Below are 12,202 nucleotides of genomic sequence, written 5' to 3'. Positions count from 1 at the left end.
TGGATCGGGTCGGCACATATGTCTTCAGGCAGGTAAGGGGTTGTTCCCCGGCGAAAGCCGGGGTCCACGCGGGCAGCACTGTGCCATCTGGACCCCGGCTTTCGCCGGGGAACAGCTCGTTGTCGAAACGGGATGATCGCCGATCGGGCCGGTGGCGGCGCTCTGGCAATCGGAAGCCTTCCCGCCGGCGTCAGGGCGTCTTGATGACGGCGTCCTGCGCCGGCGTCGCAGCCGTTCCGGTCGCGACCGGCTGCGGAATCGGCGAATCGGCCTCGAACAGCGAGACGCGATCGCGCACATCGTCGTAATGGACCATCGGATCGTAGAGCAGCGACGTTTCGAAATCGAGGTGGCGCGCCTCGGCCCGGCCCATCGCGGCGAGCAGGGCAAAGCCGGCGACATAGGCATCGCGCTCGGCCGTCACCAGCGTGACCTCGGCATTCAGCAGTTCCTGATCGGCGTTGAGCTGGTCGAGCAGGGGACGCAGGCCGTTCTTCACTTCGGCGCGGATTCCGACCAAAGCCCGCTCGCTGGCGCGCGCGCCGCTGCGCGCCGCGTCGATGACCCGGCTGGTCGATCGCCAGTTGGCGAAGGCGGAGCGCGTTTCCGCCACCGCATCGCGCTCGGCGGCGGCGATCTGCTCGACCGTCACGCCGTATTTCTGCCGCGCCTGCCGCGCCTGCGCTGCGACGCGGCCGCCCTGATAGAGCGGCATCTTCAACTGTACGCCGACATAGCCGGTCGTTCCCTGATCGCGGTTGCGCGGTCCGGTGTTCGGCGCCAGCGACCCCAGATAATCATAGCGGTTGAGCCCGCCGATCGCGCTGACGCGCGGCAGATTCTCGGCATCGGCGACATCGATATCGTGCCTTGCGGCGCGGTTTTCGGCCTGCGCCGCGAGCAGCGCGGCGTTGTTGTCGAGCGCGACGCGCACCGCTTCCTCCGATGTCGCCGGGAATTGCGGCAGCGGCGGGGGCGGGGCGAGGTCGCCCGGCGGGTTGCCGACGAGGCGGATATAATTCTCCCGGCTCGCGATCAGCCGCGCTTCGGCGGTTTCGAGCTGGCTGATGGCGAGCGCGACGCGCGCTTCCGCCTGCGCGACATCGGTCGGTCCGGCGTCGCCGACGTCGAAGCGGTCGCGCGTCTGGGCCAGCGTATAGTCGATCACCGACCTGTTGCGCTGGTTGAGGCGCACCGTCGCTTCGTCGCGGATGACGTCCATATAGGCCGCGACGACGCGGGTGAAGAGGTCCGATTCGGTGCTGCGCAGGCCGTGGCGGCTGGCGTCGCTGCGGGCTTCGGCCGACCGCACCGAATTGCGGACGGCGCCGAAGCTGATCAGCGGGACGTTCATGTTGAGCTGTCCGACGAGCTGGCGATCGGGGTCGGAGGTGAAGAGGTTGCCGGTCTGATCGCCCTTCAGGACATTTTCCTGATAGACCGCAGAGGCTTCGAGCGTCGGCCGGCCCGCGGCACGCGCGATCGGGACATTCTCGTCGCCCGCGCGCACCTGCGCGCGCTGCGCGGTCAGCGTCGGGTTCGAACGATAGGCGGCCTCCAGCGCCTGGTGCAGCGTTTCGGCCTGCGCGACCCCCGAAGCGAGCAGCATCGCGGCGCCCCCCAGCAGTGCCATTTTTCGCATCATCGCTCGAATCTCCTGTTCTCGCTGGCTTGCCCCCGCGCCGTCATGTGCGCGGTGACGCCTTTCCGCCGATTTCAAGCCGGCAACGAAGCCCGGCGGGTAGCTTGTTGCCCGGATTGGGAAGCTCCAGCCGCATCCCGAAGGTGCCGCTGGCCGCGTCGAACACGCGGTCGATCACCTTGACCTGCGCCTGATAGGACCCGCCCACCGGGTCCTCGGGGAACACCGTCACCATGTCGCCGACGTGCACCGCGCCGAGCTGCGCGATCGGGGCGAACACCTCGACGTTGAGCGGGTTGATCTGGGCGATGGTCAGGATGTGCGACGTGCTCGGTCCGCGATATTCGCCCGGCGCCATCGCGCGCTCGACGACGACGCCATTGACCGGGCTGCGAACGGTCTTTTCGGTCAGGATGCGCTGGGTGCGGACATATTCGAGCTGGGCGACGCGCTGGTCCTGCGCCGCGGCGCGGCGTTCCTCCGCCGCAGCATCGGCGTTGGCCTTCGCCTCCTCCACCTTGTCGCGGGCGAGGTGGGTGCGGATCTCGTCGCTGCGGCGGCTGACCGAAGCGAGGTAGACGGCGCGGGCGTCGGCGGCGCGCACCGCATGCGCATTGGCGGCGCGGGCCTCCGCGGCGGCGGCGCTCGCGCGGTCGACGTCGGCGCGGAGGCGGGCGACGACCTGTCCCTTGCCGACATTGTCGCCACGGTCGACGTAGATCGCCTCGATCACGCCCTCGACACCGCTGTTGACCCGCACGACGCGGCTCGGTTCGATCAGGCAGTCGTTGGGGCGGGAGGCGTCGAGGCCGGGCGGCGCCACCGTGTCGGCCGGCGGCGAGGCTGCGAGCGGCTGGATGGCGGGGGTCGCGGGCTGGATGGCAGGCTGAGCCGCCGGGCGACTGTCGGCGCTGCTGTCCGCCAGCGCCAGATACAGGCCACCCGCCACGGCCAGGACAGCGGCGCTGGCGACGAATATGCGCTTTCGATCGGTCACGCGCCCACGGTCCCCCCAATAGTCCCGGCATTTCCGCGTCGGCATCCGCCATGCGGCCCGTTCGCCCTCGTCTTGGTTAGCGGCGAACCGGTGGAATTCGGATCACGGCGGCGGACGAATTTCCGCCGGACGCCCGAAAACGGGATTCGCGGCAAAAGCAGGGGGTTGCGCGATGATGCATTGCAATATTACCCTGACCGAAAGGTCGGGTCGCAGAGCGTTGAGGGGATTCGGCTCGTGGAAAGTTCACAGACCAGATTGCTGCTGCGGAACTGGCGCGATGGCGTCGCCGATGGACGCGATCAACTGATCGGGAAACTCTATCCCGAACTGGAGCAGATCGCGGCCGCACGGTTGCGGCGCGAACAGAATTCGTCGCTTTCGACCGGCGACCTGATCAACGACGCGGTGCTGCGGCTCGTGCAGATGGAGCGCATCTCGCTGGCCGACAAGTCGCATTTCATCGCGCTCGCGTCGCGGATGATGCGCCATATCCTGATCGATCACGCGCGCCTGCGGTCCTCGTCGAAGCGCAGCCATCGCAAGGTGGAATTGTCGACGCAGATCGAGGACGGCCCACGCCGCATCGACCTCGGTGCGCTCGACGCGGCGCTGATGCGTTTGCGGATGCTGGACGAGGAACTGATGGAGATCGTCGAGATGCGCTATTTCGGCGGCATGACGACGGCCGATATCGCCGAGGTGATGGGCGTGTCGGAACCGACTGTGAAGCGGCGATGGCAGGTGGCGCGGGCCTGGCTGGCCGACGCGCTCGCCAATCCGATCGACCCCGACTGACCGTGCCGTCCCGCGGGGCGACAATGCCGGGTCAGCGGAGCGGGCCGAAATCGGACGCGGGCCGCCCCGCCGCGCACTTCGCCAGATTCGCGCGCAGCCCCGGCAGGAACTCGGCATAGAAGCCGAGCAGCGTGCCGCGTTTCTGAAGGTCCGCGAAGTCGCGCTCGGCCTGCCGCCATGAATCGCACGCCAGCGCCCGGTCGCCGGCATCGCGCCCGATGATCCCGAGGATGATATGCGAAAAGCCGTGCGCGCTCAGTGTGTTCGCCGACCGCTTCACCGCCAGCAGCTTCCGGTGTCCGGCGATCACCTCGCGCTGGGTGGCGATGGCTTCGGCGAAGCGGCCCCTGTCGCGCAACCACTGCGCCTGCGCCTCGCGGATGCCGGTCGACATGGTGATCAGGCCATTGTCGCGGGTCTCGATCGCCATCAGCCGATCGATCGTCGTCTGCGCCAGTTCGTTGAAATGGGCGGCCTCTTCCTTCTTGCCGAGGCGCGAGGCGACCGGAAAGCCGTTATAGCCGGTCCAAGCGATCATGTAGAGGACGATGGGATCGTTCGGCAGCGCGCGCTCGAGATCGCGGAACCTTTGTTCGGCGGCGTGGAACAGCGGCAGGCTCCGTTCCATCGTCTTGTCGTCGAACGACAGCGCATAGGCGCGGTAATAGTCGGCATAGGCGCGGTCGAGTTCGGCCGCGCGCGAGGTCTGCGCGTCGGCGGGCCATTCGCCGACCTCCTTTTCCAGATCCTGTGCGAGCGCGCCGACGCGGTCCATCCTGTCGGCGAGGTCGGCGAGTTCGATCTGTGCCTTGCGGACGGTGCTGCGCGCCTCGAACCAGCCGAGGTCGCGTTTCGCCGCGGGCGTCCGGTCGAGGGCGCGGGCCGCTTCGGCGATCGCCCTGTCGGCGGCCTTGTCGTCGAGAAAGCCGTGCGCCTCGATCACCGCGCGATGGGCGTACAGTCGCGCCAGGACATTGGCGGTTGGCGCGCCCGGATCGCGAACGGCGCGCAGCAGCCTTTCCGCCGCGGCCAGATTGGTCCGCGCCTGTTCCTTCTCGCCGAAATTGGGCTCGCCGGGAACGCCCTGGATGCGCGCGAGCTTGATGAAACCCTCGGCCGCCTCCAGCCGCAGGTCGTCCGCGATGCCCGGTGATGCGGCCAGCGCGGACAGATAGGTCTGTGCCCTCTGCGCCAGGTCGACGCGTGCTTCGGTGTTGCCGACGACGCGTTCGAGCCGGTCGTTGAGATCGAAGAGCATGTAGCGCGCGAGGTCGCGAAGCTGGCCGAAGCGCGTCGCTTCGGCCGCGCGTGCGCGATCCGCGACCGAATAGGCATATCCCGTCGCGGCAAAGGCGCCCGCGATCAGCAGCGCGGCGGCGGTGGCGGCGAACACGCCGAAGCGGTGGCGCTGAACGAACTTGCGCAGGACATAGGCCCGCCCGCCGCCCATCGCCGCGACGGGCAGGTTCGCGTCCCAGGCCTCGACGTCGGCGCGCAGCGCCTCCGCCGTGGGGTAGCGCCGCCCCGGTTCCTCCGCCGTCGCGCGCGCGACGATGGCGCGTAATTCAGGGGCGCGCAATTCGGGGTCGTCGCCTTCGGGCATCATCCGGGCCAGCAGCCGGCCGAGCGAGAAGATGTCGGCGGCGGTGGTGACCTCGGCGCCCGTCATGCGCTCCGGCGCGGCATAGCCCGGCGTCAGGCTCAGGCTGTCGAGCGACGACCGGCCGGTGGTCGCGACCGGGCCGGGTCCCGCCAGCGCGTCGGCGGGCCGCGCGATGCCGAAATCGATCAGCTTGACCGTTCCGTCGTGGGTGACGAGCACATTCGAGGGCGTCAGGTCGCGGTGGACGATCAGATTCTGGTGCGCGACGCCGACCGCGGCGCAGATGTCGCGGAACAGCCGCCGCCGCTCGGCCGGGCTCGCCCGATGTTCGTCGATCCACTGCAACAGCGGCAGGCCGTCGACATATTCCATGACGATATAGGGCGACCCGTTCTCGGTCGCGCCGCCGTCATAGAGCTGGGCGATATTGGGGTGGCGCAGCCGCGCCAGCGTCTGGCGCTCGCGTTCGAAGCGTTCGACCAGATTCTCGGAAAGCAGCCCCGGCTTGATGATCTTGATCGCCGTTTCGTGGACGAAATCGCCCGCCGCGCGCTCGCCGCGATAAACCGAACCCATGCCGCCGCGCCCGATGCGCGCGACGATGCGATAGGCGCCGATGCGCTCGGGAATTTCCTCGTCCTCCAGCGCGTCGGTTGCCGCTCCGGTCTGGAGCATCGCATTGTCCGCGGCGCGGCGGATCGCCCTCAGCCGGCTCGCCAGTTCGGGCCGGTTCTCGGTCTGCACTTCGATCCACGCGTCGCGTTCCGCTTCCTCGATGTCGAGCATCCGCTCGAACAGCTTCAGCGCCTCGCGCTCCAGCTTGACGTCGGTCATGACCGCCCGCCGCGTATCGGGCCGGTCGCCGTTTTCCCCAACCGAGCTTCCCCCATCACATCCCCCTTGCGACCGCTTATGGTTCATCATTCGCGGCCCGCTGCCAAGAGCGGGCGGGCACCCTCTGCCCTGTAAAGCGAAATTCGGCGCGAAATGGGATCGCGGTGCGGTCGATGCGGGTGGCCGGACGTGCCGCGATACGGAGGAAGCATCGCGGCCTGTTGAATTTTCCGCAAAGAAGGCCATGTTGCGCGCCATGCATGTCTCCCTGTCCCTGAGGCGCTCGGCGCATCACGCCGGTCGGCTGCTCGAAGGCTAGCCGCCCCGGACCCGCATCGCGGCGGGCCCGGGGGTTTTCGAGACATGCGGCATGGTTCGCGCCCGTGGGCCGCTCGCCGCTCAGCGCTTTGGAGATCGATGTGGATGAACCTGCGGAACAGCAAGCGCTGTTCTCGCGCCTGCTGTACGAAGCCGCGCAGCGGGCGGAGCAAATATTGGCTTCCGCTGTGGAAGCGTCCCGGATGCGGGCGGTTGCGGACGATGGATACAGCGCGATCGAGCGGCTCGAACATTCGCCGTTAGCCGACGACCAGATGCTCGCGCTGGCCTTGCGCCTGTCCGATCGGCGAACGCCGGGCGAGCCGATGGAGGCCGTGCTCGACCGACATTTCCGTGTCGACGCTTCGCCCGCAGCGCAGGAGGCACAGCGCCGCGCCGTCTGGCGCGCCATCGACGCGAACGGCCTGCCGATCGAACGCGCGTCGCACGCGGTGGCGAACCTCGAACGCCGCCTGGCGGGCCGGGAGGGCGATCTCGATCGCGCCTTGCGTCGCCATGCCGCGCTTTATTCCAGCCTCTGGTGCGATCCGCGCATCGGTGCGAGCGCATCGGCGCGCCGGGTGATGCTCGCGATGGTCAGCCTGCTTCACGAACGCGACGTGACGCCTCGTTTCGTTCCGCGCGGCAGACGGCGGGCCACATGATCCCCATGCCCGCGACGACGCGGATGCGCCGCCGGTCCGGATGACCGCCCCTTCGGTCGCGCGCCATCGCGACCTTCCTCCCCTTGCCATGTCGCCCGATCGAATGGAGACCGACTTGTTTCCCAAACGCTTTGCTCCGCTGTTCCTCAGCGTCCTCGCCGCGCTGGTGTCGGGGCTGTTCCTTCCGACGCCATGGGCGCTGTTCGTCTTTCCGGCGAGCGTCGCCCTGTCGCTCGTCGGCTTGTTCGACATTTTCCAGGCACGGCATGCGGTCAAGCGGAATTACCCGATCGTCGGCAGGCTGCGCTGGTTCTTCGAGGAGATCCGGCCGGCGATCCGGCAATATCTGATCGAGGGCGACCACGAACGCGCGCCCTTCTCGCGTATCCAGCGGTCTCTGGTCTACGCGCGTGCGAAGAACCAGATCAGCGATCGTCCGTTCGGAACGTTGGTCGACGTCTATCAGAACGGCTATGAATTCATCGCGCATTCGACCCGCCCCGTGCCTCCGTCGGACCCGGCGACGTTCCGGGTCGCGATCGGCGGCGACGCGTGCCGGCAACCCTATCAGGCATCGATCTTCAACATCTCCGCGATGAGTTTCGGGGCGCTGAGCGCCAATGCCATCCGCGCGCTCAACAAGGGGGCGAAGCTGGGCGGGTTCGCGCACGATACCGGAGAGGGTTCGATCAGTCCCTATCATCGCGAGCATGGCGGCGACCTGATCTGGGAAATCGGCAGCGGCTATTTCGGATGTCGCACCGAAGACGGCCGCTTCGACCCCGCCCGCTTTGCGGAACGGGCGGCCGATCCGCAGGTCCGGATGATCGAACTGAAGATCAGCCAGGGCGCCAAGCCGGGGAAGGGCGGCATCCTGCCCGCCGAAAAGGTGAGCGCGGAGATCGCGGCGACGCGGGGCATCCCGATGGGCCGCGACTGCATTTCGCCGGCGCGGCACCAGGCCTTCTCGACACCGATCGAGCTTGTGCAGTTCATCGCCGACCTGCGCCGTCTTTCGGGCGGCAAGCCGGTCGGCTTCAAGCTGTGCGTCGGCCAGCCCTGGGAATTCATGGGCATCGTCAAGGCGATGCTCGAAACCGGGATATTGCCCGATTACATCGTCGTCGACGGCGCCGAAGGCGGGACCGGAGCGGCGCCGCAGGAATTCGCCGACCACCTCGGCATGCCGCTGCGCGAAAGCCTGCTCTTCGTGCACAACACGCTGGTGGGGGCAGGTCTGCGCAGCCGGATCCGGGTTGGCGCGGCCGGCAAGATCGTCAGCGCCTTCGACATCGCGGTCGCGATCGCGCTGGGGGCGGACTGGACCAACGCGGGCCGCGGTTTCATGTTCGCGATCGGGTGCATCCAGTCGCTCTCCTGCCATACCAACCGCTGCCCGGCGGGCGTCGCGACGCAGGACCCGGTTCGCCAGCGCGCGCTCGTCGTGCCTGACAAGGCGCAGCGCGTCTATCATTACCACCGCAACACGCTTCTCGCGCTGTCCGAGATGATCGCGACGGCCGGACTAGCTCATCCGGGCGAAATCACCCCGCACCATCTCGTCCGCCGGGTCAGCCTGACCGAGATCCGGCTCTTCTCCCAACTCCATATCTTCCTTGAGGAAGGCGAATTGCTGGACGGCGCCTGCGAACGCGATTTCTACGGCAACGCCTGGAAGCTGGCGCGGGCCGACAGTTTCGAAGTCGCCATTTGAGGCCGCACGCGTTCCACGTCGCGGAATATGCGAGGTCATATTCATGAGCGGTTCTGCGGCGCAGATCGTCGAAGGAAGTGGTGGACGCACTAGGGCTCGAACCTAGGACCCGCTGATTAAGAGTCAGCTGCTCTACCAACTGAGCTATGCGTCCACTGCCGGTTTGCGGCGTTCTTCATCAGTGGCTCTGGAGCCTTGTGCTGCGAAGAGAGCGGCCCGCTATCATGGTGCTCAGCACATGGCAATGGCCTTCGCCGATATTTTTTCGGCCGAAGCCAAGCTGCGGCGAAACACGGCTGCTTTCGACAAGACTTCGGGTTCTTGTTCGACGAGGCGCGAGACGCCGGCAACATGATCTTGGCTGAAGCGCATCACGCTAACCTTCTTCTCCTGGCAACATCACAATTCGTGATGTTTCCTGCGGCGGTCCGGCTTTGATGAGTAGCCGGACTTGTCCAACGGCTGATGCATGCACTACGGCTTGCTGAGCGGCAATAAGGGAGGCGAAGGACACGGTGATCGAGCTTGAGTGTGCCGCTCAGGCTCTTGAAGACCGAACCGCCCTTGACCAGCAGGCTTGCGATCGAGACGCGGATCGTACCGTCGGTTAGCCCCATCTTTTCGAGATTGATCCGCGTGTCGGGGAGGATGCGCGGACCGATCCGGGCTTCCTTTGCACGAGCGGCAGCGAGACCTGCGTCGTCGGCGAGGTCGTCGAAGTCGAGCTGTGGCGCGTCGATGGTCGCATCGATTTTCGTTCGGCCGTCGCGCTTGAGGACGGTCGCCTTGGCGCGGATCGCCGAGCGGCCGACCGAAGAGCCCCGCCTCGGCGATATGATCGAGTTGCTTGAAGCTTGTTCCCCGCGCACGCATGGTCATTGTCATCGCGCTCGTGTCGAGCGGTGCCGCCATCGTGCCTTTTGCTGTCAGGTCGAGAAGATCCGAGGAGAGGACGCCCCGAGCAACAGGACGAGCGCCGCCGACAGTCCGGCCAGCAAGGCGAGCGTCATGCGCGTCCAGCGCGGCAGCGCCGCGAACTTGTCCGCGATGGCGGCGCGCCGCCGCGATCCTGGCGCCATGGCTAATCCCAGGTTTGATCGCGACGTGTCGATCACGCGGGGGGCAGCTTGACCTCGGGCAGGTTTGCAAGGTCGGCCTTGGTCATCGACGTCTGAAGATCGGTGTCGTCTCCGCGAACGACGACCTTGAGGCCGGTGATCGGGACATGGACATAGCGATCCGGCCCCGCGCCATCGAGTTCGACGAGCAGGCGGTCGACCTTGTTATCGGCTCCGCGTTCGACCTTAGCGACGTCGCCAAGTTCCTTGCCGTCGGCACCGATGATATCGGCATCGAGCAGCTGTGCTTCGCTGAGGCCGAGGGCTGCGGGTACGGGACCCGCGACGGTGGCGCTTGTCTCGGCGGAGCGCTCAAGCTTGTCTTCGGCTGCTTCATTCCTGTCGGAGCAGGCGGCGAGGAGGATAGCCGGGGCGGCGAGGGTGAGAATCATGCGCATCATCATTCCTTTGCTTGCGAACAAGTTGAACGTCTCCCCGCGAAGAGGGTTGCAGGCTTCGCCGTTTCCCTGTCAGGCCTGTTGCGGGCGGATTTCGAACCCGATGATATCGGCGTCGGCCGACCAGTCTGTCGCAAGCTCCTCCGCGCGGCTTTCGGTGTATCCGCCCGCGATCGCGGTGAAGCTGTGCTGATCGCCGTCGAGCGCCTGGTCGATCGTGATCGACTTGAGGTGCTTCGCCGCGAGCAGGTCGCCAAAGCCGCCCAGCGTCATGGCGCTGCCGTGACGATATATGGCCCTGATGTGCGCGATCCGTCGCTGAGGCGCGTAACGTTCGGTGACCGAAACCGCCGCCAGCACGGCGAGCGTGGCGGCGCCGCCGAAAATCGCGAGCTGGTAGAACCCTATCCCGAACAACATGCCGAGCGTTGCCGTGGTCCAGAGCGAGGCGGCCGTCGTCAGCCCGCGCACATTGAAGCCTTCGCGGAAGATGACGCCGCCGCACAGGAAGCCGATGCCGGTCAAGATGCCATGCGCCATGCGGACCGGGTCGATGCGGATGACATCGGAAGGAGCATCGTTGAGCCACGCCATCTGATGCACGGCGGACAGCATCAGCAGGCAGCACGAGAGCGAAACGAGGATGTGCGTGCGGAGACCCGCAGGGCTGGCTCGATACTCGCGTTCGGCGCCGATTATCGCGCCGGCCAGCGTGGCGCCGGCAATCGGCCAGATCAGGTCGGGGTCAAAAAGGTCCATGTTCGGTTACCGCTCGGGGCGAACTTAGGTTCCTTGGCACGAGTATAACGCATCGTGGTGCCCGGCCCAAAAGGTAAAGCCCCACTGCACGAAGCGGCGGGGCTTTCCTGAAGTCCGATCCGGAGATCGGGACTTGCAGAAAAGAAACCGGTGAGAATGCGAAAGGTTGCATGACGCGTCAGAAACTTTGCGTTCGGAGGGAAAGATGGCGCGGCCTGTTCGGCTGCACGACGGTCGCATGATGGCGATGGCCAAGAAAACGGCCCGCCGAAGCGGGCCGAGGACGCAGCGTCGAGGTCGGCTGCGAGGGGAAAGGTTCAGTTTTCGGTGCCGGGCTTGCCGGTTTTGGGCGGCTTGCCATCCTCGATCCGGCCTTCGTTGCGAAGGTCGCGGCCTTCCTGCGCCTTGCGCTGGCTTTCGGGGGAATCGCCATTTTCGTAGGCTTCTTCCTTCACATAGCCGGCGGCTTCCTTGGCTTTACCTTTGATGCTCATGATGATCTCCTCTTGCAGGGGGCATGAGGACAACTGGCGTTGCCGTGGCGAGTTGCGTGTCGACAGGGAGTCGCACGAGAGAATTTGCATTCGTCCTAACCTAGATCAGGTCGGCGCCTGCGAAGGGAACAATGATGGCTTTCATGCGTCGTTGCCGGTTCCGTTCTTCCGACTTGATCCAGGTTGTGTCGCGAGACGCGCGATGCGCTTATCACCGCTGCTCTTCATGCGTTCCTGGCGACCCGGGAGCGTTCGAGGGGGGCTTCCAGCGCATAGCGATATGCCTCTGGACCCGGAAAGGCTCCGCCGGAAGGCGGGGCCTTTCTCGCGGGGTCAGACGCCGCGCATCCTTCCTGGCCTTCGGCAAACCATTCGCCGAGCGCGCGCGATTGTTCCTCTCCGAGGCGCGAGAGCGGGACATCGACATCGCGGTGGTCGAGCGCGATGCGGAGGTCTCCCGCGGCGTCGGCGGCATCGCGCGCGACATTGCCCGCGCTTTGCCCATACCGGACGACCCAAAGGATCGAGGGCCAGCGCGGCGTCATAGGGGGAGACTGAATGCCGTCACCGAGCTCAACGCTGCGTATCGGTGAGGCGTTGGTTTTCGGCGCGTGTGCCCGGTTGCCAATCGACGCTGATCGCGTTGAGGACGATTGCGAAGCGGAGGTGGCCGTCTTCGGCAGTGACGTTGATGCGCAAATTCTCGTCAGCGAGGAGCAGGTCGGGGTCGTCGCCGAGCAATCCGCAGCAATAGTGAACCGCCTCTCGCCGGGCGGCCAGGTCATCGGCAAGCTCATGACCCTGCTCGTCGATCTCCTGCGTGCCGTCGCAAACATGAAAATAATATCGGGGCATCGCAGGC

At 66.5% G+C, this 12,202-nt stretch carries 13 protein-coding genes and 1 tRNA gene; 3 read left to right on the top strand and 11 right to left on the bottom strand.

From position 1 onward, the window contains the following. Window positions 1-190 precede the first annotated feature (190 nt). The gene (locus C3E99_RS09940) at window positions 191-1,645 is read right to left on the bottom strand and encodes a TolC family outer membrane protein (protein WP_083675113.1); all 1,455 of its coding nucleotides are present in this window, start codon (window positions 1,643-1,645) and stop codon (window positions 191-193) included. A 40-nt stretch (window positions 1,646-1,685) separates the two neighbouring features. After that, complete coding sequence (locus C3E99_RS09935; protein ID WP_104959748.1) at window positions 1,686-2,639, bottom strand: efflux RND transporter periplasmic adaptor subunit; 954 nt, start codon at window positions 2,637-2,639, stop codon at window positions 1,686-1,688. 237 nt (window positions 2,640-2,876) lie between these two features. Here C3E99_RS09935 and C3E99_RS09930 point away from each other — a divergent pair, with 237 nt between their 5' ends. After that, window positions 2,877-3,437, top strand: a complete 561-nt coding sequence (locus C3E99_RS09930; protein ID WP_076075996.1) for an ECF-type sigma factor — start codon at window positions 2,877-2,879, stop codon at window positions 3,435-3,437. 31 nt (window positions 3,438-3,468) lie between these two features. On the opposite strand, the gene C3E99_RS09925 is transcribed toward C3E99_RS09930, so the two are convergent. Beyond that, the gene (locus C3E99_RS09925) at window positions 3,469-5,874 is read right to left on the bottom strand and encodes a serine/threonine-protein kinase (RefSeq protein WP_158682242.1); all 2,406 of its coding nucleotides are present in this window, start codon (window positions 5,872-5,874) and stop codon (window positions 3,469-3,471) included. A 383-nt stretch (window positions 5,875-6,257) separates the two neighbouring features. Between C3E99_RS09925 and C3E99_RS09920 the strand changes: the two genes are divergently transcribed. Then, window positions 6,258-6,857 (top strand): hypothetical protein, encoded by a 600-nt coding sequence (locus tag C3E99_RS09920; RefSeq protein WP_158682240.1) that lies wholly within the window; start codon window positions 6,258-6,260, stop codon window positions 6,855-6,857. 103 nt (window positions 6,858-6,960) lie between these two features. Next, window positions 6,961-8,571: an FMN-binding glutamate synthase family protein gene (locus C3E99_RS09915; protein ID WP_076075989.1), complete on the top strand. Its 1,611-nt coding sequence runs from the start codon at window positions 6,961-6,963 to the stop codon at window positions 8,569-8,571. 78 nt (window positions 8,572-8,649) lie between these two features. On the opposite strand, the gene C3E99_RS09910 is transcribed toward C3E99_RS09915, so the two are convergent. From C3E99_RS09910 to C3E99_RS09890, 8 genes are all read right to left on the bottom strand, one after another. Further along, window positions 8,650-8,725, bottom strand: a tRNA-Lys gene (locus C3E99_RS09910). Window positions 8,726-8,802: 77 nt separating this feature from the next. After that, window positions 8,803-8,946: a hypothetical protein gene (locus tag C3E99_RS19740; protein ID WP_156483012.1), complete on the bottom strand. Its 144-nt coding sequence runs from the start codon at window positions 8,944-8,946 to the stop codon at window positions 8,803-8,805. After that, the gene (locus tag C3E99_RS19735; protein WP_158682238.1) at window positions 8,943-9,440 is read right to left on the bottom strand and encodes a hypothetical protein; all 498 of its coding nucleotides are present in this window, start codon (window positions 9,438-9,440) and stop codon (window positions 8,943-8,945) included. The genes C3E99_RS19740 and C3E99_RS19735 overlap by 4 nt, the downstream gene beginning before the upstream one ends. 57 nt (window positions 9,441-9,497) lie before the next feature. Beyond that, window positions 9,498-9,650, bottom strand: a complete 153-nt coding sequence (locus tag C3E99_RS19730; RefSeq protein WP_158682236.1) for a hypothetical protein — start codon at window positions 9,648-9,650, stop codon at window positions 9,498-9,500. 32 nt (window positions 9,651-9,682) lie between these two features. Beyond that, window positions 9,683-10,081: a PRC-barrel domain containing protein gene (locus tag C3E99_RS09905; protein ID WP_158682234.1), complete on the bottom strand. Its 399-nt coding sequence runs from the start codon at window positions 10,079-10,081 to the stop codon at window positions 9,683-9,685. A 78-nt stretch (window positions 10,082-10,159) separates the two neighbouring features. After that, window positions 10,160-10,846 (bottom strand): MgtC/SapB family protein, encoded by a 687-nt coding sequence (locus C3E99_RS09900; RefSeq protein ID WP_076074816.1) that lies wholly within the window; start codon window positions 10,844-10,846, stop codon window positions 10,160-10,162. 317 nt (window positions 10,847-11,163) lie between these two features. Next, window positions 11,164-11,430 carry a hypothetical protein gene (locus tag C3E99_RS19725; protein ID WP_158682232.1) on the bottom strand — a complete coding sequence of 89 codons (267 nt, stop codon included), beginning with the start codon at window positions 11,428-11,430 and terminating at the stop codon, window positions 11,164-11,166. A 483-nt stretch (window positions 11,431-11,913) separates the two neighbouring features. Next, window positions 11,914-12,195 carry a DUF6894 family protein gene (locus C3E99_RS09890; RefSeq protein ID WP_067107890.1) on the bottom strand — a complete coding sequence of 94 codons (282 nt, stop codon included), beginning with the start codon at window positions 12,193-12,195 and terminating at the stop codon, window positions 11,914-11,916. Window positions 12,196-12,202 lie beyond the last annotated feature (7 nt).

This window comes from Sphingopyxis sp. MG (assembly GCF_002953155.1).
GTDB lineage: Bacteria > Pseudomonadota > Alphaproteobacteria > Sphingomonadales > Sphingomonadaceae > Sphingopyxis > Sphingopyxis granuli.
The sequence above is the reverse complement of the archived record's forward strand: the minus strand, read 5'-3'. Positions and strand labels throughout refer to the sequence as shown.

Coding starts and splice junctions, on each gene's coding strand:
- C3E99_RS09890 (WP_067107890.1), bottom strand. CDS start 12,195: ATGCCCCGATATTATTTTCATGTTTGCGACGGCACGCAGGAGATCGAC.
- C3E99_RS09915 (WP_076075989.1), top strand. CDS start 6,961: ATGGAGACCGACTTGTTTCCCAAACGCTTTGCTCCGCTGTTCCTCAGC.
- C3E99_RS09940 (WP_083675113.1), bottom strand. CDS start 1,645: ATGATGCGAAAAATGGCACTGCTGGGGGGCGCCGCGATGCTGCTCGCT.
- C3E99_RS09925 (WP_158682242.1), bottom strand. CDS start 5,874: ATGACCGACGTCAAGCTGGAGCGCGAGGCGCTGAAGCTGTTCGAGCGG.
- C3E99_RS19730 (WP_158682236.1), bottom strand. CDS start 9,650: ATGGCGCCAGGATCGCGGCGGCGCGCCGCCATCGCGGACAAGTTCGCG.
- C3E99_RS09905 (WP_158682234.1), bottom strand. CDS start 10,081: ATGATTCTCACCCTCGCCGCCCCGGCTATCCTCCTCGCCGCCTGCTCC.
- C3E99_RS19725 (WP_158682232.1), bottom strand. CDS start 11,430: ATGCAAATTCTCTCGTGCGACTCCCTGTCGACACGCAACTCGCCACGG.
- C3E99_RS09900 (WP_076074816.1), bottom strand. CDS start 10,846: ATGGACCTTTTTGACCCCGACCTGATCTGGCCGATTGCCGGCGCCACG.